General features: G+C 66.4%; 22 protein-coding genes. 16 read left to right on the forward strand and 6 right to left on the reverse strand.

Going from position 1 to position 21,858, the window contains the following annotated elements:
• Positions 1-1,644, forward strand: coding sequence for an ABC transporter permease subunit (locus tag M9952_12625; protein ID MCO5313766.1), 1,644 nt, complete (start codon positions 1-3; stop codon positions 1,642-1,644).
• Here M9952_12625 and yihA read toward each other — a convergent pair.
• A complete protein-coding gene (yihA, locus tag M9952_12630; GenBank protein MCO5313767.1) occupies positions 1,632-2,309 on the reverse strand; it encodes a ribosome biogenesis GTP-binding protein YihA/YsxC in 678 nt (225 codons plus the stop codon). The two genes, M9952_12625 and yihA, sit on opposite strands and share 13 nt — an antisense overlap.
• A 9-nt stretch (positions 2,310-2,318) precedes the next feature.
• Positions 2,319-2,630, reverse strand: coding sequence for an N-acetyltransferase (locus tag M9952_12635; GenBank protein ID MCO5313768.1), 312 nt, complete (start codon positions 2,628-2,630; stop codon positions 2,319-2,321).
• A 142-nt stretch (positions 2,631-2,772) separates the two neighbouring features.
• Between M9952_12635 and M9952_12640 the strand changes: the two genes are divergently transcribed.
• The 4 genes from M9952_12640 (at position 2,773) to M9952_12655 (ending at position 6,652) form a co-directional block, all read left to right on the forward strand.
• On the forward strand, positions 2,773-3,981 hold the full coding sequence (locus tag M9952_12640; GenBank protein MCO5313769.1) for an LLM class flavin-dependent oxidoreductase: 1,209 nt from the start codon (positions 2,773-2,775) through the stop codon (positions 3,979-3,981).
• A 65-nt stretch (positions 3,982-4,046) separates the two neighbouring features.
• A complete protein-coding gene (locus tag M9952_12645; protein ID MCO5313770.1) occupies positions 4,047-4,634 on the forward strand; it encodes a TetR family transcriptional regulator in 588 nt (195 codons plus the stop codon).
• Between the two features lie 210 nt (positions 4,635-4,844).
• Positions 4,845-5,960 carry an IS630 family transposase gene (locus tag M9952_12650; protein MCO5313771.1) on the forward strand — a complete coding sequence of 372 codons (1,116 nt, stop codon included), beginning with the start codon at positions 4,845-4,847 and terminating at the stop codon, positions 5,958-5,960.
• A 227-nt stretch (positions 5,961-6,187) separates the two neighbouring features.
• On the forward strand, positions 6,188-6,652 hold the full coding sequence (locus tag M9952_12655; GenBank protein MCO5313772.1) for a hypothetical protein: 465 nt from the start codon (positions 6,188-6,190) through the stop codon (positions 6,650-6,652).
• A gap of 19 nt (positions 6,653-6,671) precedes the next feature.
• On the opposite strand, the gene M9952_12660 is transcribed toward M9952_12655, so the two are convergent.
• Positions 6,672-8,453, reverse strand: a complete 1,782-nt coding sequence (locus M9952_12660) for a DNA polymerase (protein ID MCO5313773.1) — start codon at positions 8,451-8,453, stop codon at positions 6,672-6,674.
• Between the two features lie 102 nt (positions 8,454-8,555).
• Between M9952_12660 and M9952_12665 the strand changes: the two genes are divergently transcribed.
• The 7 genes from M9952_12665 to M9952_12695 all read left to right on the forward strand — a co-directional run bounded on the left by M9952_12665 (position 8,556) and on the right by M9952_12695 (position 13,096).
• Positions 8,556-9,089, forward strand: coding sequence for a methylated-DNA--[protein]-cysteine S-methyltransferase (locus M9952_12665; GenBank protein ID MCO5313774.1), 534 nt, complete (start codon positions 8,556-8,558; stop codon positions 9,087-9,089).
• Between the two features lie 31 nt (positions 9,090-9,120).
• Positions 9,121-9,894 (forward strand): alpha-ketoglutarate-dependent dioxygenase AlkB, encoded by a 774-nt coding sequence (locus M9952_12670; protein MCO5313775.1) that lies wholly within the window; start codon positions 9,121-9,123, stop codon positions 9,892-9,894.
• Entirely contained in the window at positions 9,891-10,523 is a 633-nt protein-coding gene (locus tag M9952_12675; protein MCO5313776.1) for a DNA-3-methyladenine glycosylase I, read from the forward strand. Before M9952_12670 ends, M9952_12675 begins: the two co-directional genes overlap by 4 nt.
• 114 nt (positions 10,524-10,637) lie before the next feature.
• Positions 10,638-11,093 (forward strand): copper chaperone PCu(A)C, encoded by a 456-nt coding sequence (locus tag M9952_12680; GenBank protein MCO5313777.1) that lies wholly within the window; start codon positions 10,638-10,640, stop codon positions 11,091-11,093.
• Positions 11,083-11,811, forward strand: a complete 729-nt coding sequence (locus M9952_12685; protein MCO5313778.1) for an SCO family protein — start codon at positions 11,083-11,085, stop codon at positions 11,809-11,811. The genes M9952_12680 and M9952_12685 overlap by 11 nt, the downstream gene beginning before the upstream one ends.
• Positions 11,808-12,683 carry a cytochrome c oxidase assembly protein gene (locus M9952_12690; GenBank protein MCO5313779.1) on the forward strand — a complete coding sequence of 292 codons (876 nt, stop codon included), beginning with the start codon at positions 11,808-11,810 and terminating at the stop codon, positions 12,681-12,683. Before M9952_12685 ends, M9952_12690 begins: the two co-directional genes overlap by 4 nt.
• Positions 12,680-13,096, forward strand: coding sequence for a cytochrome c (locus tag M9952_12695; protein ID MCO5313780.1), 417 nt, complete (start codon positions 12,680-12,682; stop codon positions 13,094-13,096). The genes M9952_12690 and M9952_12695 overlap by 4 nt, the downstream gene beginning before the upstream one ends.
• A 57-nt stretch (positions 13,097-13,153) precedes the next feature.
• On the opposite strand, the gene M9952_12700 is transcribed toward M9952_12695, so the two are convergent.
• Positions 13,154-14,509 carry an aminotransferase class V-fold PLP-dependent enzyme gene (locus M9952_12700; protein MCO5313781.1) on the reverse strand — a complete coding sequence of 452 codons (1,356 nt, stop codon included), beginning with the start codon at positions 14,507-14,509 and terminating at the stop codon, positions 13,154-13,156.
• Positions 14,510-14,808: 299 nt separating this feature from the next.
• Here M9952_12700 and ald point away from each other — a divergent pair, with 299 nt between their 5' ends.
• Entirely contained in the window at positions 14,809-15,876 is a 1,068-nt protein-coding gene (gene ald / locus M9952_12705) for an alanine dehydrogenase (protein MCO5313782.1), read from the forward strand.
• Between the two features lie 134 nt (positions 15,877-16,010).
• Here ald and M9952_12710 read toward each other — a convergent pair whose 3' ends face one another.
• The gene (locus M9952_12710; GenBank protein MCO5313783.1) at positions 16,011-16,949 is read right to left on the reverse strand and encodes an LLM class flavin-dependent oxidoreductase; all 939 of its coding nucleotides are present in this window, start codon (positions 16,947-16,949) and stop codon (positions 16,011-16,013) included.
• Positions 16,950-17,063: 114 nt separating this feature from the next.
• On the opposite strand from M9952_12710, the gene M9952_12715 reads away from it, so the two are divergent.
• From M9952_12715 to M9952_12725, 3 genes are all read left to right on the forward strand, one after another.
• Positions 17,064-17,810, forward strand: a complete 747-nt coding sequence (locus tag M9952_12715; GenBank protein ID MCO5313784.1) for a hypothetical protein — start codon at positions 17,064-17,066, stop codon at positions 17,808-17,810.
• A gap of 56 nt (positions 17,811-17,866) precedes the next feature.
• Positions 17,867-18,835 (forward strand): decaprenyl-phosphate phosphoribosyltransferase, encoded by a 969-nt coding sequence (locus M9952_12720; protein ID MCO5313785.1) that lies wholly within the window; start codon positions 17,867-17,869, stop codon positions 18,833-18,835.
• A gap of 103 nt (positions 18,836-18,938) precedes the next feature.
• Positions 18,939-20,234 (forward strand): FAD-binding oxidoreductase, encoded by a 1,296-nt coding sequence (locus M9952_12725; protein MCO5313786.1) that lies wholly within the window; start codon positions 18,939-18,941, stop codon positions 20,232-20,234.
• A gap of 48 nt (positions 20,235-20,282) precedes the next feature.
• Here the strand turns inward: M9952_12725 and M9952_12730 are convergent, their stop codons facing one another.
• A complete protein-coding gene (locus tag M9952_12730) occupies positions 20,283-21,821 on the reverse strand; it encodes an extracellular solute-binding protein (protein MCO5313787.1) in 1,539 nt (512 codons plus the stop codon).
• Positions 21,822-21,858 lie beyond the last annotated feature (37 nt).

A 21,858-nucleotide genomic window follows, 5' to 3' on the forward strand; every position in this document is an offset into this window, starting at 1 on the left:
ATGACGTGGCGGCGAGCGGTGCTCGGCGTGGGCGCGGTGCTGTGGGCGCTGGCCTATGGCTGGCCGCTCGTCGCCGTCATGGGTCGCAGTATCACCGGTGTCGCCGGGCGCGAGGGGCTTGGACTCGCCACGTGGTCGGTGCTGTGGGACGAACGCACACTGCGGCTGTTCGCCATCACCTTCGCTCAGAGCGCGGCGTCGGTCGTCGTGGTGATGGCGCTGGGGGTTCCGATGGGCTGGGCGTTGGCGCGCCTGTCCTTTCGGGGAAGTTCGGTCGTCTCGGCGGTCGTGATGGTGCCATTCGTGTTGCCCACGCTGACGGTGGCCAGCGCGGTGCTCGCCGTCGTGGGCGGGTTGCCCGACGCCGACGGCGCCCGCTTCGCGCTCGTGGTCGTTGCGCACGTGTGTTTGAACCTCGGGCTGATGGTCCGGGCCGTCGCGGCGGCGGTCGCCGCGGTGCCGGCATCGATCGAGGACTCGGCGCGGTCGTTGGGGCACCGCCCGCTGCGGGCGGTCCGCGCGACGACCCTTCGGATGATCGCCCCGCAGATCGCGGATGCTGCGTTGCTCGTGGCCATGTTCTGCCTCACCTCCTTCGGGGTGATCGTTGGGCTCGGCTCCGCTCGGGTGTCGACCGTCGAGGTCGAGGTCTGGTTCCTCAGCACCCGCAGTCTCGATCTGGCCAGCGCTGCGGTGCTGGTGGTGGCACAACTCGCGATCGTGCTGGCCATCGTCGCGTTGCAGGCCCGCGTCGGGGCACAGCGCCGTACGCGGGTCGGCATGGGTGTGGGTGCGGTTCGCCGTCGACCGGTGCGTGGCCGCGGCGACCGGTCGCTCGCCGCCTTCACGGTGCTCGCCACCGCGGTGTTCGCTGGCGGCCCGCCGTTGGCATTGGTGCTGCGGTCGCTGCACACGGCTCGAGGCTGGGGGCTGGGCAACTATCGGGCGCTGTTCGGCGCTGGGCAGCACCGGCCGGACCGGTCGATCCCTGCGCTGGCAACGACCATCCTGGGTCCCGGAGACGCCGGTGGAGCCATCAGTGCGTCGGTGCTGGGAGCGGTGCTGGGAGCGGTGCTGGCACTGGCGCTGGCGGCCCCGCTGGTGGTCTCGGCGGGGCGCGACGATTCGGTTGGTCGCTTCGTCGACCGGCTGTTGATCGTGCCGATGAGCATCTCCGCCGCGACCCTCGGACTCGGGTTCCTCCTCGCCTACAGCGGAGCGTGGATCGACCTGCGCGGCACCTGGATCGCGGTGCCGCTCGTGCAGGCGGCGACAGCGGCCCCCATCGCCGCGAGGCTGCTGTTGGGAGGGGTGCGCAGCGTCGACCGACAGCCGTTCGAAGCGGCTGCGGTGCTGGGAGCCGGCCGGTTGCGGCGGGGGTTGCGTATCGGGGTTCCCCTCCTGGGGCGGCCGGTGGCCGTGGCTGCGGGGTTCGCGTTCGCGATGGCCATCGGCGAGTTCGGAGCGACGGTGTTTCTGGCCCGGCCGGATCGCCCCACCATCCCGATTCTCATTAGCCGTCTGCTCGGCCGGGCGGGAACGGGCAACTTCGGAGCGGCGATGGCGTTGAGTTGCGTTCTGGCGGCGATCGTCATCGGTGCCGTGGCGCTGGTCGATCGGCGAGGTCGCGGTCAGCTGGGCTGAGGGGGTGCCGGCAGGTCGCCACCGAGGTCTTCGTCGTAGCCGTCGTCCCAGCCGTCCGCCCAGCGGCTTGTGGACGCTTTGGGTGCCTCGTGGAGCCAGCCGCGGACCCGATCGCGCAACAGGTCGATGTTGACGTTCTTGGAGGCGCTGACCCACAGGACGTCGCGTTCGTCGAGGCCGCATCCCGCCGCGAGCTCGCGCTTGCGCTTCTGGCGTGCCGAGGACTTCACCTTGTCGTGTTTGGTGGCGACGACGGCGAAGGGAAGTTCGTGGTGGCGCACCCATTCGAGCATCGAGACGTCGAGCGCGGTCGGCCCGACCTCGGCGTCGACGAGGATGATGATGCGACGCAGATCGGTGCGGCCGAGGAAGTAGTTCTCGGTCATCGCCCCCCAGGCGTTGCGGGCCTGTTTCGGGGCATTGGCGAAGCCGTAGCCGGGCAGGTCGACCACGGTGGTGCCGTCGCCGAGCGCGAACAGGTTGATGAGCTGGGTTCGCCCGGGGGTCTTGGAGACGCGCGCGAGTTGGCGTTGATTGGCGATGGCGTTGATGAGCGAGGACTTGCCGACGTTCGATCGGCCGATGAAGGCGACCTCGGCGGGGGAGTCGGGAAGCGTGGTGTACTTCGATGCAGAGGTGACGAAGGTGAGTGGAAGGGGTCCCATGGTGGTGTCTCAGCGCTGTTCGGGGGAGCGGGCGTGGTCGGCGAAGCGCGGGAACCGGTCGAGGACACCGGGCAGGAACGTGCAGGTCGGGATGAAGCGCTCGTCCCGCTCGGCGATGTAGGCGAACGCCCGGGCCGCCAGGTCGGATCCGAGGCCGCGTCCGCGCGCCGTGGGTTCGATGACCGTGTGTTGAAGATCCCACAGTCCGTCGCTCAGCTCATACTCGATGAAGCCCAGCAGCACGTCGCCGTCGGTCAGGACGAACCGGTGGTGATCCGCGTCGTTGGCGAAGGAGAGGGTGTCGGTGGCCGGGTCGGTCATGGATCCATGAGAACACGCAGCGGTGCGTCTGTGCCATGCGGGTGCCCGTCCTTGTGCCCGACCGATTAATGCCCTACATTAGACTCCGTTGTACTCGATGTCGGATGCGGCTCACCGTTCGGCAGATCACAGGGGGATTCCCATGGAGTTCGGTCTCTTTCTCAACGGCTACCTGCCCGGCCCGGCGGCGCACAACCCGGGCGCCGAACACGAGATGTTGATGCGCGAGGTCAACTACGGCATCCACGCCGACAAGTTCAACTGGAAGTACGTGTGGATGGGCGAGCACCACGCACTCACCGAGTACTCGCACCTGTCGGCCCCCGAGGTGCTCATCGGATATGTCGCCGCCAAGACCGAACAGATCCACATCGGCTCGGCGATCATGAACCTGTCTCGGCCCGTCAACCACCCGGTGCGTAACGCCGAGCGGGTGGCGATGCTCGACCACATCACCGAGGGCCGCTACGAGTGGGGCACCGGCCGTGGAGCGGGAAGCCATGAGATGGCCACCTTCGACCTGCTCACCTCCGAAACCAAGGAGATGTGGGACGAGGCGGCACACGAGATTCTGCGGATGTGGGAGGTGCGCGACTACACGTTTGAGGGGAAGTACTTCAAGATCGAAAAGCCCCACAACGTCTTGCCGAAGCCGTATGGAACCGGTCACCCGCCGATGTGGGTGGGCTGTGGCAACCCCGGAACGTTCACCAAGGCCGGCGAGTTGGGCATCGGTGCGATCGCCTTCAACTTCGAGCCGATCTACAACCTGAAGGGCCGCATCAACGCCTACAAGGAAGGCATCACGAACTGCACCGAGACCCTCGGGCAGTACAAGAACGACAACGTGATGATGACCAACGCCGTGGTGTGCGTATCGGATCGCAAGCGGGCACGTGAAATCGCCATGTCGCTCGGCCGCGGCTATCTCAACACGATGGTGAACATGTACCACGACACGATGCCGCCCCAGGACAACGCCGTCGTGTGGCCGAACCCTCCGCATCGCATCCCCGACGAGTCGACCCTCGACTACCTCATCGAGGCCGGGTACCTGTTGTGTGGCACCCCCGAGGAGGTCAACGAACAGATCGCCAAGTACCAGGAGGTCGGCTGCGATCAACTGGTGTTCGGCATTCCGACCGAGGGATTCCGCGACGAGGAAATCCTCGAAATGATCGAACTGTTCGGCACCGAGGTGATTCCGAATTACGACACCGACCCGGAGCACTCGACCACCCGGTATCGCCGCGAGGCCAAGCGTAAGTACCCGGATTTCGAGAAGCCGGTCGATCCGAACCTGAAGGTCAGCGTGCTTCCCGAGAGCGCGTTGATCCAACTGCCGGAGTGACCCGGGCGTCGGTCGCGTCGGCGTCGGCAGGGGCGCCGACGTCGACTCCGGCGAGGTCGGCTCCGGTGACGTCGACGCGGGATCGGCTGCTGGATGTCGCCGAGCAGCGCTTTGCTCGTTCGGGCATCGCCGCGGTGACGACTCGCGAGATCGTCGAGGCCGCCGGGCAACGCAACACCAGCGCGGTGAGCTATCACTTCGGCTCCCGCGAGGGGTTGCTGGCGGCGATCCTGCGTCGACGAGGGGGTCCGATCGATATCGAGCGGGGTCGCCGTCGAGCCTCGCTTGGCGACGCGTCGCATCGTGACCTCATCGCATGTCTCGTCGTGCCGTACTCGGCCATGTTGGACGATGGTGGCGGCCGCGCGTACTTACGCATCGTCGATCAGTTGCGCGGGCGCTTCACCGCATGGCGCATCGAATCCGACGTGGAGAGCACTGCTCAGTTGGCGGCCATTCTCGACGAGATCGAGCGCGGTATCGACGCGTCGCCGGCGCTTCGGCGTGAACGCATCGTGGCCCTCATCATGTTGATGACCTCCTCGATCGCCGATCGGGCCCGCCGTCTCGACGACGGCGAGGTGCCCGAGCTCGACCACGACGACTACCTTGCAAACCTCGTCGACATGTGCGCCGCGGTTCTGCAGGCGTAGGTGTCCGCACGACCTCGGGCCTATTTGGCGTCAGCCCAACCCGTCCACGCGATGGTTGAACTCCCCATTGACTGAAGCTTGAGCGTGGGGCGGGACCCTTGCCGACGGAACGGCATTGGGAGTGGTCGGGCGATTGAACTCACCGACTAGCGTCGAACGTCTACGCTAGTGGTACGTCGGTTAAATAGCGAGGTGGGTTAGTGTCGGGTTATGCCGATCGCTGTTGCTGCCCCGTTGACTGTGTCCGATGCCGAGCGGGCCGAGTTGGATCGCATGGCGCGGTCGTCGGTGTTGCCGTACCGCTGTGTGCGCCAGGCGCGGGCATTGTTGTGGGCGGCCGATGGGGTGGCGAACAACGAGATCGCCCGGCGCGTTGATGCGACCCCGGACACGGTACGGCGGTGGCGTACCCGCTTCGAGGCTGGCGGGGTCAATGAGGTGGGCAAGATCACTCGAGGTCGTGGTCGCAAACCCAAGGTCAGCCACGACGTGGTCGAGGCGATCGTGAACGACACGTTGCATTCGGTGCCCGATGACGAGTCGACGCAGTGGTCGACACGGACGATGGCTGCGCGGCACGGGGTGGGTAAGGACTTCGTGGCGAAAATCTGGAAGGACCGCAAGCTGCGTCCCTGGCGGGTCGACACGTTCAAGTTGTCGAACGATCCGAACTTCGAGGCGAAGCTTGTCGACGTGGTCGGGTTGTATCTGAACCCGCCGGAGGGGGCGGTGGTGTTCAGCTTCGATGAAAAGACCCAGTGCCAAGCGTTGGATCGCACCCAGCCGTCGCTGCCGATGAAGCGGGGTCGGGGTCGCACGATGACCCATGACTACAAACGCAATGGCACCACCGACCTGTTTGCGGCGTTGAATGTCGTGACCGGTGAGGTGCTTCATGACACCCGCAAGACCCACACCAGTGCCGATGTGTTGGCGTTCTTTCGGTGGATTGATGTCCACGTCCCCCGGGACCAGGAGATCCATGTCGTGTTGGACAACCTCTCGGCGCACAAGTCCGCCGAGGTGAAGGCGTGGCTGGCCAAGCCAGCGCAGAAAAAGCGGTGGCACCTGCACTTCACGCCAACCTCGGCGTCGTGGCTGAACCTGGTCGAGGGCTGGTTCGCTCAACTCACCAAGAAACGGCTCAAGACAGGAACCTTCAACAGCGTCGCCGCTCTAACCGAAGCCATCGACGTGTGGGTCTCGCACTGGAACGACGACCCCGAACCCCTCGTGTGGGTCAAAACGGCGGAGGAGATCATCGAGAAAGTCAACCGGGGGCGGGCCACCCTGACCCACCTCACCAATTCCGCGACGGACCACTAGGTAATTTCCTGAACTGGGTATGGCCAAGTCAATATCAATGGTACTTTGCCGACTCCTTCCCTGCTGGAGGGGCGCCGACCGCCTGTAATTTCAATACAGGAAGTGCCCCATGGACGGGGTTTGGCAACTTTCTCGTTGTCCGTTCCAACTCGCCAAGATGGTCAAACGGTGGAACCGTAAAGGGCATTGCGCCCACCTCGGCGATCGAGTACAAGACTTGGGCGTGCATGGACGGGGGCGCAACAGCAGCCCGTTTCACTGCATGCACCACCCATTTCTGGCCCAATGATGTCAAGTCTGGGGAAGCGTGTTCGTCAATGGAGTGGTTCCGTGCCAATGTCATGAACTCAGCCTACTCCCGGTATTTGAATCTTGTTTCAATGGGGGACCTGTACCTGACGCGGGTGGCAAACTCTGCTCCCGGGGTTGGCGGGACGTTAAACCAATGCACAGCCGCGCCAGGAATGCTGAACTTCTGGAAGTCAAATTTTGCCGCAGGTGGTCCAGTCGACAATTCAAGGACTCTTGGCGTGACCAATGCCCAAGTCGATCACATCATCATTGATCCAGGTCACGGGTTTGCATTCGGCTCAGGGTTCACTTATGAGGTGTCGGGGTGTCCTGCGGGAACCACATTTGAACGTTGCAATCTGACCGATCATCTGTTGGTTCGGGCGCTGCCAAATATCTAGTGGTCTGTCGCTATCCTACTTATTTGGCGTCGGCCCAGGAGGTCACGACGGAGGTTTCTGCGACGAAACGTACGGCTGAATGCCCGGTGGTGGAACGCCCGGCATCGGAACGGCCGGTGGTGGAGCGGCCGTCGGAGCTCGGCGCCCAGCGCGCCGCGGCCTCCTGGAGCGCCGCATCGACCGCAGCGGCGACCTTGTCGGCGTACTCGGCGGGTGTGTGCACCAGCAGTTCGTCGTGAAGGCACAGCACGATCCGTGCGTCGAGCGGCGCCACCCGTGCGCGAACCGTCAACGCCCACACCTTGAAGAACTCCGCCGCCGCGCCTTGCACCATGGCGTTGCGCCCGAAACGTCCCCGGGCCGCGACCGCCGCGCGATCCTCGGTTCCATTCGGGGACGGGGACGACGCGGAAAGTCGGATGAGGCGTCCGCCGAAGGTGCGCAGATCGTTCGCCGCTTGAGCACTGCGATCCGCTCGTTCGAGGTAGGCCATCGCCACCGGGTAGGCGGCGTTGAGCCCTCGCAGGGCCTCCGCTCCGATTCCCGTGGTTTGGCCGTACATCGCGCCGAGCACCGCCACCTTGGCGACATCTCGCGGCACGCCGAGCGCGGTGGCCACCGGCGCGTACAGATCGTCGTCGCGGGTGGCTTCGGCGAGTTTCGGATCACCCGACACCACCGCGAGGACGCGAGGTTCGATCTGGCCGAGGTCGGCGCGCACGAACACGTACCCCGGCTCGGCGCGCACAGCGTCTCGCAACTCCGCCGGGAGATTGTGCAGCCCGGCCGACGCGGTCATACGCCCGGCCGCCCCGTCGCATCCGCTCCACACCCCACGAAGACGCCCGCCGCTCACGTTCTCATCGAGCCATCGATATCCGAAGGTGCTCTCGATGCGTTCGGCTTTGCGCCAGGTGAGCAGCGCCTCGACGATCGGGTGCCGGTCGCGCAGTTCCTTGAGGCGCCAAGCCCGGGTGTCGGGGACCTCGATGCCGACGCGTCGCAGCAGAGTGCGCACCTGGCCGGGGCTGCGGAGGTCGACTTGGCCAACGCCGGGTGCGGCGGCGAAGACCGCGGCGTCACGTTGGGCACGTGCGTCGAACTCGTCTTGTTGTGTGGTCGGGCGGGGGCCGATGTAGCCGGCGATGAGTTCATTCGCTCGGGCCTCGTCGAGCGGGAGTCCATCCGCGGCGAGTTCCGAGCAGAGCAGCTCGATCGACGACTCGCTGCGCAAGGCGGACAGGGTTCGTGGCGGATCGGGGAGTGTGTCGGTAGCGGCGCGCTGCAGTCGTGCACATCGCAACGCGAGGCTGGCCCACGTCACGGCGCCGCCGTCGAAGTCCTCCCAACCACCGGCGCTCCACGACGCGCGCAGATAGCCGTCGGGGTCGATCGGCGATGCGGACTCGACCGCTGGATCGATCTGGTTGAACAGGTCGGGTCCGCGCTCGACGGGGATCGTGTTGGGGTCGAGGTCGTGCAGCCTCGCCCAGATGAGCGCAGGCGACGTGGCCCAGCCGCCGTGTACGAATCGGTCGGCGGCGGCGAGGTCCCAGGAGCGAACAAGGCGGATGCCGTGGGCGACGAGCGTGGCCGCGGTGCGTTGATCCCACATCACCCAGCGAGGTGCGAGCTCTGCGTCGATGGCGGCGATCGTTTTGGCGACCGAGGCCGGGTCGAGATCCGCGCTCACCTGATCTCGGCTGATGGCCACGCGCCCGTCACGAGACGTCGCCAACCCGATCGCATCGCCGCGGCGCGCCCCTGAGGCGAGGAGTCGATCGACGAGGTGCTCAGACATCTCCCGCCATCCTGCCACCGCACTGAGGAAGGTTTTTCACCATCCGCATGGACAGACGAACAACCGTTCGATAACATCGAACCCGACGCAGGAGGACGTGACATGGCAACTCAAACGAGCACCAAGGCGGCAGTGTTGACGATCGGCTATCGGGTGATCGACTCGCCGATCGGGCCGTTGCTCGTTGCTGCCAGCGAACGCGGGGTACACCGCATCGTGTTGTCCGAACCCGACCACGAGTTTGCGCTGTGCGAACTCGAGCGCAGGGTGAGCCCCAAGGTGGTGGAAGAGTCGCTGATCACCGAGGCGATAGCCCGAGAGCTCGGCGAATTTTTCGCGGGTGAGCGCCGCGAGTTCTCGGTCCGTAGCGATCTGTCGCTGGTCGAGGGGTTCACCCGCAGGGTGATCGAGGCGCTGTCGCACATCCCCTATGGCCACCGCTGGAGCTACGGGGCCGTAGCCGAGGCGATCGGACATCCGCGTGCCCACCGTGCCGTGGGTACGGCCTGTGGCGCGAACCCGGTGCCGCTCATCCACCCGTGCCATCGGGTGATTCGCAGCGACGGCAGCGTCGGGTCCTACGGCGGAGGCGAGTGGATGAAGCGCACCCTGCTCGACCTGGAAACGCGCCGGTAAGCGCGGGCATGACGGGTGGTGACGGGTGGTGATGTCGTTGGAACTGTTCCCGCTTGAACGGAGCGCCACACACGTAGCGCCGGGTGCGGTGCACGTGCCCGACTACCTCGACGAGTCGACCCAGCGCCGACTCGTCGTCGAGGCCCGGGACTGGATGCGCCCGCCGGCGCCGATGCGTGCGGTGCGGCTCCCAGGCGGCGGGACCATGACCGTGAAGGGCACCTGTCTGGGTCGCTACTGGGTGCCGTATCGCTACACCGACGTCGCCGAGGACACCGACGGCGCCCCGGTCAAGCCCCTGCCCGGGTGGCTGGCGCAACTCGGTGCCGACGCGGTCGCCCATGCGTACCGCGACCAGGAGTGGGGGCGCCGCTACGTTCCCGACGCGGCACTGGTGAACTTCTACGAACCGGGTGCGCAGATGGGGCTCCACCAGGACAAGGAGGAACAGGGCGACGAGCCGGTGGTGTCGTTCAGCATCGGGGCCTCGTGCATCTTCCGATTCGGAAACACCGAGACGCGGGGCCGGCCGTGGACCGACATCGAGCTGCGTTCGGGCGATCTGTTCGTCTTCGGTGGACCCAGTCGCCTCGCGTATCACGGGGTTCCCCGACTCATCGCCGGCACCGACCGCGGCGACCTCGGCATTGCGTCGGGACGACTCAACATCACCCTGCGAATGACGCGCCTCGCGGATCGCGCGCCACGCAGGACCCAACGGGCGCCCCGACGGGCGACCCGACTGGCGACCCAACCGGTCGTCGATCCGCCTCCGCAGGACCACGCCACAGGAGGCGACCAATGACCACATCCGACCGTTCCACAACATCCAGCCCCGACCACACGCCCGAACCTTCACCCGACCTCGTCGCCGGATCGGATGGGGTGCTGCGATGCCCGTGGGCGGCGTCGAGTCCGCTCGAACAGCGCTATCACGACACCGAGTGGGGTCGGCAAGTCGCCGGCGAACGGGAGATGTTCGAACGCATCGTGCTCGAAGCGTTCCAAGCGGGGCTCAGTTGGCGCACCGTGTTGAACAAGCGAGAGGCGCTGCGGCGCGCCTTTGCCGGATTCGACGTCGACGCCGTCGCGTCGATGAGCGACGACCAACTCGACGCCCTCATGGCCGACGAGTCGATCATCCGCAACCGTGCCAAGATCCGCTCGGCTCGCACCAATGCCATCGCCACCATCGCGTTGCGCGACGGCGACGGTCTCAACGACCTCATCTGGTCCTTCGCTCCGTCTGCGCCGACCGTGCGCCGCGCCGTGTCGGAGATCCCCGCGGTCACAGCGGAGTCGGAGGCTCTGGCGAACGCGTTGAAACGCGCCGGGTTCAGTTTCGTCGGCCCCACCACGGCCTATGCCCTCATGCAGGCGGTTGGGATGGTGAACGACCACCTCATCGGCTGTCATCGCCACGATGCAGGTTGAAACGCGCCGATCGGGCCTCGACTTGGCAGCTTCTCGCCGGTCGACTGAACTGGTGCTGTGCGCGTCTTTGTTCGGTCCCCCCACCACGCGACACGCGGATGCCGTGAACCACGGGTGATCCGCTCGTTCGTGTCGTTGGCCGTCGTCACCGCGATGATGGGCCTCGCCGCAGGGTGCGGGTCCTCCGACCCGGCGATCGCGGTCAGTGGTGCAACCATCCCCGTACCGATGAACCCGACGGTGGCGGCGCTGTATTTCGTCATCAACAACTCGGGGGGTGCCGACGTGTTGACACAGGTCGCCACCGACACCGGAGCCACCGCGACCTTGCACCGCTCCTCGATGAACCCCGACGGCACCTCCGCCATGGAAACCCTCCACGAGGTTCCCATCGACGAGGGTTCCTCGTTGGCCTTCAAACCGGGCGGCTACCACGTCATGTTGGACAACCCCGGCGACCTCGCCGTGGGCCAGCAGGTCGAGGTCACCTTGAGGTTCAAGACCTCCGATCCGATCACCGTGTCGGCAGAGGTCGTGGAGTCGCTGACCGAGGAGTCCCATGGACACTGAGAATCACCCACGGTTCGCGTCGACCCCACGGACCCGACGACAGATGCTCAAGTCCTCGATGTCGCTGACCGGCGCAGCGGTGCTCGGGGCGACGGCGTTTGGTTCCGGGGTCCTGTCGGGCTGCTCGCGCTCAACGGCCAGCGATGTCGACGTCAACCAAAGTCCGGCCGCAGCGCTCGGGCTTCACGAGGACGCGATCCTGGTCGGGCCACTCGACAAGCCGACGCTGACCTGGACCGACCACAACTCCGAGCCGTACAACATCGCCGAGGCCACCGCTGGGCGCACCACCTTGATGTTCTTCGGGTACACGTCATGTCCCGATCAGTGCCCGGTCTACCTCAACAACATGGCGGCGGCGATCGACACCCTCGAAGCCTCCGCACGGGCGGTGAACGTGTTGTTCGTCGGCGTCGACACCGCCCGCGACACCCCCGAGGTGATGAAGAACTACCTGGAGTCCAAGGATCGCAATTTCCTCGGGCTCACCGCCTCGCCGGCCGAGATCGACGGTGTCCTCGCCTCGCTCGCATTGCCGTCGGTCAGCTTCCCCGACGGCACCGAGGGCAACTACACCGTCGGGCACCCGTTGCAGTGCGTCGCGTTCACCCGCGACAACCTCTGCCATGTCATGTATCCCTATGACCTTCGTCAATCGGAGTGGGCGGATCAGCTCAAGGTGTTGTCCACGATCGAATGGCCGGCTGAGGAATCATGAGGTTCTGGTGCTCCAACACTGGTGAGAACTGGACCTGGAGTTGGCAGCCCTATTGGGGCGCGTGGATTGTCGTTGCCCTCCTCGGTTTCGCCTACTACCGGGCGGGTGCCTTTCGTCCCGAACACGGCAAGGGCCGACGCATCGGCATCGTGGTCGGCTTGGTGCTACTCCTCGCCGGAATCGACTGGCCCCTGGCCACGCTCGGGGCCGGCTATCTCATCACCGCGCAGATGGTCCGCCAGATCATCATCGTGATGATCGCCTGTCCGCTGCTGTTGTGGGCGGCACCGCCAGCCGCTGGGCGGGCACTGGTGGCGACCGAGCGCCGCAAGGCGATCTACCGCGTGGTGTCGAGCCCCAAGTTCACCCTTCCGGTCGCCCTCGGGATGCTCATCGCGGTCACGGCCCCCGTGGTCGTCGATCGCCTGATCACCAGCCAGATCGGATCGTTCCTCATGGACGTGATCTGGATCGGCGCCGGCATCCTCATCTGGTTGCCCGTGCAGCCTCCGCGCCCGCTTCGGGCCCGGGTTCAGGGTCCGCCACAGGTCGTGTATCTCATCATCGTGTCGGTGGTTCCGCTGCCGATCGCGTTCTTCATGAGCTGGTCGCCCTTCCCGATCTTCGCCGAGTACGAACTGGCCCCCCGGATCTGGGACGGGCTCTCCGCGGCGAACGATCAGGAGCTTGGGGCCGCCATCTTCCAGGTGGTCGGCGGCCTCGTCATCTGGGCCCAGATCGCCGTGAGGTTCATCAAGATGTCGCGCGAGGGCAACGAAACGCCGAAGTTCCGGGGCAAGTTGGTACCGTCGCAACCCGAGGGGGTAACGGCCGCTGTCGGCGCACCCCGACCAGAGGAGGGTTCGCCATGATCATCACCGCATCTCGAGCGCGTCGGAGCCGGCGGGCGATCGCCGCGGTCCTCGTCGTGTCCTCGGCGTGGATGTTGAGCGCGTGCTCGAACGAACCGGAACAGACCCTCGATCTCACCGGTGCCGCCGCCGAGGGCCAACTCATCGCCAAGGAGATGGGCTGCCAGGGGTGCCACAGCATCGACGGGTCGAACTCCACCGGTCCGACGTGGAAGGACCTCTACGGCGCGCAGGTCACGTTGCAGGGCGGCGACAAGGTGACGGTCGACGATGACTACCTCGTGCGGTCGATTCGTGAACCGAACGCACAGCGTCGCGAGGACGCCCGCTCGGCGATGGGTGCCTACGACGAAAAACGTCTCAGCGACGACGACGTCGCCAAGATCATCGAATTCATCAAAGCCCTCAGCTGAGTCGCCTGGCTGAGTCGTTTGGCTGAGGCGCTCGGCTATCGCCGCGACCGCCGCGGCTCAGCCGGGCAGGTAGTCGCCGGTCGTCGGATCCTGCACATAGGGCCTCGGCTCGGGCTTGCCGCCGGCGAGGTCGTCGACGGCACTCAGGAACCGCTCAATGTCGGCGCCGGTTGCCGAGATCGCGACACTGGCGCGCACGGCTCCCGGAATGTTGCGGCGATCGCCCACGGTGATGTCGTGGCGGTACCGCCGGGTCTCGTCGCCGCTGAGGCCGAGCAGGCGCACGAGGTAGGGGTGTGCACAAAAGCACCCGTGTCGAACGCCGATTCCGTACTCATGGCTGAGGCGTGCGGCGACGAGTGGGTGGGCCATGGCATCGATCGTGAACGCTGCGACCGCCAGCGTGTCCGAGGCCGTCGACGAGTGGTCGACCGAGGGCCCGAGCAATGTGACCCCGTCGATCCCGGCGAGGCCATGGCGTAACGCCTTGGCCATCGCGAGTTCGTGTTCGACGATGGCCTCCCATCGGAGTGTTTCGAAGGTGTCGATCGCCGCGTGCAGGGCGACCGCTCCCACGACGTTGGGAGACCCCGCCTCCTCGCGATCGGGGGCCTCGGTCCACATCGCCCCGTCGAGGTCGACCAGATTGACGGCGCCGCCGCCGACGAGGAACGGGTCGCCGTGTTCGAACACCCGGCGCGGGCCGATCAGGACCCCGGAGCCGAATGGCGCGTACATCTTGTGCCCCGACCACGCGATGAAATCCGCCCGAAGCGTGTGCAGCGGACGATGGGGCGCCAACTGCGCTGCGTCGACGAGCACCAACGCACCGTGTTGATGAGCGTGATCGATGATCGGGTCCAGGTCGGGCATCCACCCGGTGACATTCGCGGCGCCGGTGATGGCGACCACCGCCGGCCGCCGACCTTCTGCAACGGTCGCGTTCACTGCCGCGGCGACGTCGTCGGGGCTGAAGGTGCCGTCTCGGCCGCACTCGACATAGCTGATCGTGGCGCCGCTGCGTGTGGCGGCGCGCTGCCACGGCAACAGATTCGCGTGGTGTTCGACGACGGTGGTGACGATGGTGTCGTTCGGGCCGAGTGGGATCCGGTGGGCCGCGATGTTGATCGCCTCGGTGGTGTTGCGGCACAACACCGCGATGTCGTCGGTGTCGGAGCGGCCGACCCATCGCATCACCGCGTCGCGTGCCTCCTCATAGCGGCGGGTTGCGAACTGGGACTTCGCCCCGGCGCCGCGGTGCACACTCGAATACCAGGGCAGAAACCCCGTCACCGCATCGGCGACCGCTTGAAAAGCCGGGGTCGAGGCGCCGGCATCGAGGCACAGGTAGGTTCGCTCGACCCCGTCGAGGCAAGGGACCGTGACGTCGTCGCCGACGAGTGTGGTGAGCATGGTGTGGCCTTGGTGATTCAACGGTGGTGGGCGGGACGGGGGTCGGCCGAGTGTGTTCGTGAACTCGAACGCGTTCTGTTGAATCTCCATTGTCGCGCCGTGCGAGGCCGTAGCCGCGCCCGGCGCGTGCTCGGCGCGTTCTCGGCGCGTGCTCGGCGCGTGCTCGGCGCGTGCTCGGCGCGTCCGGTCGCGCTCGGTTCATAAACTCGCACGGGTCCGCACAACGGCGTGCGGGCGGAAAGCGAGACGGTCCCGTGATCGTGGGCGTGCCCAGGGAAGTGAAGGATTCCGAGGATCGCGTGGGGCTGACCCCCGACGGGGTCGACGAATTGGTCCGGGCCGGTGCCCGCGTCCTGGTCGAAGCCTCGGCGGGGGAGGGGATCGGCGTGCACGATGAGGAGTATCGCGGCGCCGGTGCCTCGATCGTCGGCGTCGACGCGGTGTGGGAGGACTCCGACCTGGTCATCAAGGTGAAGGAACCTCAGCCGGCCGAACGCAAGCGCCTGCATCACGGCCAGACGCTGTTCGCCTACCTTCACCTCGCCCCCGATCCACAGCAGGCTCAGGATCTCCTCGCCAGTGGTGCGGCGTGTATCGCATACGAGACGGTGACCGACGCGGCCGGAGCGCTGCCGATGCTCGCCCCGATGTCGCAGGTGGCGGGTCGCATGTCGGTGCAGGCGGCCGCCCACTTCCTCGAGGGGCCACACGGCGGTTCGGGTCGACTGCTCGGAGGGGTCCCGGGAGTGCCGGCGGCGAAGGTGGTGATCATCGGCGGCGGAACAGCGGGGGAGAACGCAGCGTCGATCGCCGTCGGCATGGGCGCCGACGTGACGGTCCTCGACCGCAACCCGGCGGTGCTCGATCATCTGGATCGACGCTTCGGCCCGGCGATCTCGACGCAGTACTCGACCGGCGGGGCGATCGACCGGCTGGTCGTCGGGGCCGATGTGGTGATCGGTGCGGTGCTCATCCGGGGCGCCCGTGCACCGCGGCTGGTCACCCGCGACCACGTCGCGCGAATGCGTCCGGGTTCGGTCATCGTCGATATCGCCATCGACCAAGGTGGCTGCTGTGAGACCTCGCGGCCCACGACGCACTCCGAACCGACCTACGTGGTCGACGGGGTGGTGCACTACTGCGTGACGAACATGCCGGGAGGGGTGGCCGCGACGTCGACCGCCGCGCTGACCCACGCCACCCTGGCCGCAGCGGTGGCGCTCGTCCGGTTCGGAACCGAGGAGGCGTTGCGGCGCGACCCGCACCTTCGCGACGGACTCAACGTGTACCGCGGAAGGATCACCGACGCCGCGGTGGCCGAGGCGCTCGGGTTGTCCTACGTCGACCCGCTCGAGGCTCTCGCTTGAAAACCGGCGCGCATGCCCATGCCCCGGCCATGCCCCGCGCCCGCCTGTTCTCCGATAACCAGTGGTCGTGATCACGACCACTGGTTATCGGAGAACAGGCCGGGGAGGCGGCAGGCTGTTGCGGCGGCAGACGGTCAGGGGCCGCCCTCGACGTGGAGGGGGCGGGTGACCTCGTAGAAGTGGTGGTAGTGCTCGGCGCGTTCGGTGGCGTCGTCCCACAGCCAGTCCGGCACGATGAACTCGTCGACTCCGGCTGACCGGTAGGTCGCCAACACGTCGAGGATCTGGGCGTCGGATCCCGACACGACCGGGCGCCCCATCGAGGTGATGGCGTCGACCACCTCAGGATGATCGCCGAACACCACGAAGGCCTGGGTCGAGCATCGCATCGACCGGATGTCGCGCCCGGCTGCCTCGGCGGCGTCGCAGAGCACTCCGTACTTGTGGGCGAACATCTCGGGCGAGGCCCATGCATTCCATTCGTCGCCAAGGCGCGCCGCGGTCGGAATCGTTCGCAGCTCGCCCTTGCCGGCGATCAGCAAGGGGATGGGTCGACCCGTTGGGCGCGGCTCGTTGGGAGCGTCGTCGAGCTGGAAGAACCGGCCGGCGAACGTCGTGCGTTCGTCGCTCAGCAGCGAGCGCAGCACCGTCGCGGCCTCGGCGAGACGATCGGAGCGCTCGCGAAGCGAACCGAGGGTCAACCCGTAGGCCTCGTGTTCGTTCTCCTGCCAGCCTGCACCGATTCCCAACACCACCCGGCCGCTGCCATGAGGGCGAGTGCTGATCTCGTCGACCGTGCAGGCGATGGCGGCGAGCACCGCGGGATGGCGGTAGGTGACCGAACTGACCAGCGAACCGAGCCGTACGTTGCTCGTCAGCGCCGCCAATGCGCCGAGGCAGGACCACGCTTCGAGATACGGGCCACGTCGACCAGCGGAATCGTCGACCGGGGCGTTGGGCATGAAGTGATCGGCCAGCCAGACCCCGTCCCAGCCGAGCGAATCGGCGCGAACGACATCGTCTCGGACCTCACCCCACGGGCGTTCGGAACTCGGCCAGATACTGATCTGCATGGGTGCAGCCTAGACACGCGGCCAGCTCGGAGACCGTCCCCCTAGTAGTGCATGAAGCAATGAGAGGCGGTGAAGAACCGGGAAATACATTGACAGCCTCCGTACCATCGCCGCATGCCTGGTCGTGGTCGCAAGAGCGTCGTGGCGCGTCGTGTCGCCGCAGCGGCCTCGGTCGCCGTGGCGCTCGTCGTGACAACCCCTGAGCTCACCAAGGCGTCGCCAAGTCGGCCATCTCCGTACGCGGAGGTCGTCGTTCCGGCTGGTGAACACCACCCGCTGGCCAACGAAGCGAGCCGGGCACTCGGCGCAGAGTCGGTCGATCCGCCGGCGCCGGATGCTGTGCCGCAGTTGGGGTTGGTCGAGACCGACACGGACCCGGCATCGACCCCGGCACCCCCAACCGCGCCCACCACGACCCTGGCCCCGCGTCCGGTCGGGGACCGGGTATTGGCGGCGATCACCTTTCCCTGGCAGGCGTACCTGCCGGGTTGGACGATCGAATTCGTCGGACCGAGGCGCGGCTTTCGAGGAATCACCTACACCGCCGAGCGACGAATCGAGATCTTCGTGCGCCCCGACCTGGGCTTTGAGGAGCTCGTTCATGTCACCGCTCACGAACTGGGCCATGCGCTCGACGTCACCCTGCTCGACGACGAACGGCGCGACTGGTGGATGCACTACCGCGGTGGCACCGAGAGCTGGTGGGTGAGCGACGGCGCCTCCGACTTTGCCAGCGGTGCGGGCGACTGGGCCGAGTGTTTCGCCTGGTGGCAGACCCAACGCGGCGGATTTTTCTCCGAGGTGGCCGGGCCTCCCGACGTCGCATCGATTCAGCTCATGGCGGACATGATCGGCGGGTGAAGACTTGGTGGCGTCACGGTCGGGTCTGAGCATCCTCCGTTACAGTGAACACACCCATGGCCAACGTCGCGTCCGCATCCCCCAACGAATCCGTTCCCAATTCACCGCACCCGGGTCCGGGTGCGGTGCTTCGTGGCGCCGTGCGGGCTTGTCGGCCCAAGCAGTGGGCGAAGAATGCGCTGGTGTTCATCGCCCCGGTCGCGGCGAACGCCATCGTGTCGAAGGGCCCCGACGGCATCGAGTTCCACGGCCGGCCGTTTCTGCAGACCATGCTCGCCTTCGTGGTGTTTTCGATGGTCGCGAGTGCGACGTATCTGATCAACGACTCGGTTGACGTCGAGGCCGACCGTCGCCACCCGACCAAACGCAATCGCCCGATCGCCGCGGGCATCATCACCGTGCGTTTCGCGGTCGCGCTCGCGATCGTGCTCGGCGTTGCCGGCCTGGCGCTGGCGTACTGGCGAAGCCCGCAGTTCTGCGTGGTCGTCGCCATCTATGCCGTGCAGACCACGCTGTATTCGTTCTGGTTGAAAAACGAACCGGTGCTCGACCTCGTCGTGTTGTCGGGCGGGTTCATTCTGCGCCTGCTCGGCGGCGCCTACGCCGTCGACGTGGGAGTGTCGAAGTGGTTCTTCATCATCTCGTGTTTCGGGGCGTTGTTTCTCGCCACCGGCAAGCGCCTCGCCGAAAAGCGTGAACTCGACGGCCAAACCGAGGGCATTCGCAAGACCCTGGGGGTCTACACCGAGCAGTACCTGCGGTTCCTGCAGGGGGTCGGGGCAGCGATCGTGCTCGTGGCCTATGTGAGTTGGGCATTCGAGCGTGCCGAGGAGTCGACGTCGGCCGAAGTGTGGTTCCTGGTGTCGATCCTGCCGTTCCTCGTCGCCATCCTGCGCTACGGCCTCCTGGTCGAACTCGGCAAGGGCTCGGCGCCCGAGGAGCTCTTGTTGTCGGACCGACAGTTGCAGGTGATGGGGGTGCTGTGGGTGGTCATCGTGGGAGCCGGGTTCTATGTCGCCGGTTGATCCGATGACGGAGCCGTCAGGTGACGCTCGGTCAGGTGGCGCGCGGACCCATCCGACCCGGTTGTTGCAAGGGTGGGGTCGAACGGCGCCGACGGCATCACACATGGCCTCGATGCTCGACCTCGACGATGTTCGCGCCCAGGTGCTCGGCGATTCGCGCGGTGTGCTCGGTCGGGGTCTGGGACGGTCCTACGGCGACGGAGCGCAGAACGCCGGAGGCACCGTGGTCGACGGCCGCAGCGCGATCGGCATCATCGACGCCACCCCCGACGGGATGGTGACCGCCAAGGCCGGCACCTCGCTCGAGGAGCTGATGGAGTGGTTTATTCCACTCGGCTGGTTCGTGCCGGTCACCCCGGGGACCCGGCAGGTGACCGTCGGTGGAGCGATCGCCGCCGACATCCACGGAAAGAACCATCATCGTGCCGGTTCGTGGTGCAACCACGTCCATTCGTTTCGGATCATGGTGGGCAGCGGCGACATCGTCGATGTCTCCCCCGATTCCGACCCCGACCTGTTCTGGGCCACCGCCGGAGGAATGGGGCTCACCGGGCTGATCATCGACGCCACCTTCCAGATGAAGCCGATCGAGACGAGTCGGCTGCTCGTCGACACCGACCGAGCCGCGGATCTCGACTCGGTGATGCAGCTCATGGTCGAAGGGGACCACGAGTACGACTACTCGGTGGCGTGGATCGACATCATGACCGGCGGCGACGCGATGGGCCGCTCGGTGTTGGACCGCGGTCGGTTCGCCCGGCGCGACGAGCTGCCGTCGAAACTCGCGTCCGACCCGCTGAGTTTCACGTCGAACACGCTCGCCGCGTTTCCGCCGATTGCCCCGTCGGGGCTGATCAACAAGTTGACGGTCAAGGCGTTCAACGAGCTGTGGTTTCGCAAGGCGCCGGCACAACGTCGAAACGGGCTTCAGACCATCACCCAGTTCTTCCACCCGCTCGATCTGGTCAGCGACTGGAACCGGGTGTATGGGCCCAAAGGGTTCCTGCAGTGGCAATACGTGGTGCCCGACGAGGCGGGGGAGTTCGTACGCCGCAGCCTTGAAGAACTCAGCCGGTCCGGGGTGGCACCGTCGTTTCTGGCGGTGCTCAAACGGATGGGTCCCGGAAACCTCGGTGACCTGTCGTTTCCGGCCGCTGGGTGGACCCTCGCGTTCGATGCCCCCGTGGGCAATCCGGAGCTCAACGTCATCCTCGATCGTCTCGACGCCGAGGTGGTCGAGGCCGGCGGCCGGATCTATCTGGCCAAGGACAGTCGCCTCGATCCGGCGCACATGGAAAAGATGTACCCGCGTCTGGGGCACTTCCGTGAGACCAAGGCGCGGGTCGATCCGCAGAATCGTTTCCAAAGCGACCTCGGGCGACGTCTCGGACTCTGTTGAGCCGAGACGCCGCCCGAGGGTCGCGTCACTACCAGCGGGTCGTGCGGGTCAGCGGGTGGTGCTGTTGTAGTTGGCCAGATCGGAGGTGATCTGGGCGACCGCCTCGTCGAGGGCGGGAGCGACCCGATCGGCTGCGCCGCCGGAGTCGGGAAGTGCGATGGTTTCGAGCATCGACTGCACCGTGGCGCGCACCTTCAGGTACGGGCCGACGAGGGGGCCGGGGAAGCTGGCGTCGAGGTCCTTCATCGACTCATAGGCCGTGTTGATCCACGTTCCGCGTTGGCTGTCGGCCCAGGCCGGATCGGCTTCCAGTTCGGTGACGGCGGCGGCCCGGGTCGGCATGTAGGAGCCCTCACGTGTCCAACGCACCTGCTGTGGGGTGTCGTTGAAGTACTTGATGAAATCCCACGCACCCGACACGACCGCGTCGCTGCCGGAGTTGGTCATGTAGAACGCGGCACCGGCGACCTGGCCGTTGCCCGCCTTGTCTGCGCTCAGCGATGGGCCCTTGCCCAACCCGACGGTGAAGGGGACTTTGAATCCGTTGAAGGCTTCGAACTGCTTGGCGGTTTCCTCGTCGACGATCTGGGAAATATCGAGGCCCTCGGCACTCGAGGTGATCTGGTCGACGAGCGTGGCCGAGGTCGAGGTTTCCAGCAGCATCGAGGAACTCTCGGTTGCAACCGCGAGGTAGTGGTCGATCAGGCTCGACGACTCGACGGTGTTGAGGAGGCCCTTGTCCTTCATCGTGGCCAGCCAGTCGAGCATCTCGACCGTCGCGGGGTTGTTCATCGTGGATTCGGTCGCCCGCTTGCCGTTTCGCCCGTTGTCGTTGTTCACGAACGTCTCGCCCTCGGCGGACGTGGTGTTTTCGACGAACCAGGAGTCGAGCCGGAGCGCGAGCGGCTTGTAGGCATCGTTGCCGGCGCCGACCGATGCCTTGAGCTGCTCCGCGGCGGCCTGCACCTCGGCGTAGGTCGTCGGCGGGTTCTCAGGGTCGAGGCCGGCGGCGGTGAAGTGGTTCTTGTTGAAGTACAACACGACGGTGGAGGCTCCGAACGCCCCCGGCCACAGCACCTCGGAACTCGTGTAGGCCGCGGTCACGCCGGGCAACATGTCGTCATAGGCGTGGGCCCGCTCGTCGTCATCGGCGTTGATGCACGCCTGTGCGGGCATGGTGACGCCGTTGTCGATCATGTACTGGGTCCAGGTGTCCTCACCCATCACGATCGCCGGGAGTTGTTTGGCCGACACACCCGTTTCGAAGTTCTTGCGCAGTTCTTCGTACTTGATGCCCTGGGTCTCGACGACGACTTCCACCTTGTTCTGGCTGGAGTTGTAGTCGGTCGCGATGCTGCGCAGCGTGGCGAGGGTTGCGCCGACGGCGCTGGTCCACAGCACCACCTTGGTGGAACCGGTCTCGTTTTCGAAGGCTCCGACCGGGCAATCGGGAAGCGTCGAGGCGTTGACCCCTCCGTCGGAGGGGGCCTCGGTGCCGGTGTCGGTGGTGCCTTCGCCGCATGCGGTGCCCAGCAGCGCCGAGGCGGCGAGGGCGGCGATGGCCAGACGGGAACGGTGTGGTTTCACGTTGGTCTCCTGGAGTCGGGAACGTGGTGTGTCGCGA

The sequence above is a fragment of the Microthrixaceae bacterium genome, from assembly GCA_023957975.1.
Lineage (GTDB): Bacteria > Actinomycetota > Acidimicrobiia > Acidimicrobiales > Microtrichaceae > JAMLGM01.

Coding starts and splice junctions, on each gene's coding strand:
- M9952_12625 (MCO5313766.1), top strand. CDS start 1: ATGACGTGGCGGCGAGCGGTGCTCGGCGTGGGCGCGGTGCTGTGGGCG.
- M9952_12690 (MCO5313779.1), top strand. CDS start 11,808: ATGAGGTTCTGGTGCTCCAACACTGGTGAGAACTGGACCTGGAGTTGG.
- M9952_12650 (MCO5313771.1), top strand. CDS start 4,845: ATGCCGATCGCTGTTGCTGCCCCGTTGACTGTGTCCGATGCCGAGCGG.
- M9952_12720 (MCO5313785.1), top strand. CDS start 17,867: ATGGCCAACGTCGCGTCCGCATCCCCCAACGAATCCGTTCCCAATTCA.
- M9952_12655 (MCO5313772.1), top strand. CDS start 6,188: ATGGACGGGGGCGCAACAGCAGCCCGTTTCACTGCATGCACCACCCAT.
- M9952_12695 (MCO5313780.1), top strand. CDS start 12,680: ATGATCATCACCGCATCTCGAGCGCGTCGGAGCCGGCGGGCGATCGCC.
- yihA (MCO5313767.1), bottom strand. CDS start 2,309: ATGGGACCCCTTCCACTCACCTTCGTCACCTCTGCATCGAAGTACACC.
- M9952_12675 (MCO5313776.1), top strand. CDS start 9,891: ATGACCACATCCGACCGTTCCACAACATCCAGCCCCGACCACACGCCC.
- M9952_12660 (MCO5313773.1), bottom strand. CDS start 8,453: ATGTCTGAGCACCTCGTCGATCGACTCCTCGCCTCAGGGGCGCGCCGC.
- M9952_12640 (MCO5313769.1), top strand. CDS start 2,773: ATGGAGTTCGGTCTCTTTCTCAACGGCTACCTGCCCGGCCCGGCGGCG.
- M9952_12725 (MCO5313786.1), top strand. CDS start 18,939: ATGGCCTCGATGCTCGACCTCGACGATGTTCGCGCCCAGGTGCTCGGC.
- M9952_12670 (MCO5313775.1), top strand. CDS start 9,121: ATGTCGTTGGAACTGTTCCCGCTTGAACGGAGCGCCACACACGTAGCG.
- M9952_12710 (MCO5313783.1), bottom strand. CDS start 16,949: ATGCAGATCAGTATCTGGCCGAGTTCCGAACGCCCGTGGGGTGAGGTC.
- M9952_12715 (MCO5313784.1), top strand. CDS start 17,064: ATGCCTGGTCGTGGTCGCAAGAGCGTCGTGGCGCGTCGTGTCGCCGCA.
- M9952_12685 (MCO5313778.1), top strand. CDS start 11,083: ATGGACACTGAGAATCACCCACGGTTCGCGTCGACCCCACGGACCCGA.
- M9952_12635 (MCO5313768.1), bottom strand. CDS start 2,630: ATGACCGACCCGGCCACCGACACCCTCTCCTTCGCCAACGACGCGGAT.
- M9952_12665 (MCO5313774.1), top strand. CDS start 8,556: ATGGCAACTCAAACGAGCACCAAGGCGGCAGTGTTGACGATCGGCTAT.
- M9952_12700 (MCO5313781.1), bottom strand. CDS start 14,509: ATGCTCACCACACTCGTCGGCGACGACGTCACGGTCCCTTGCCTCGAC.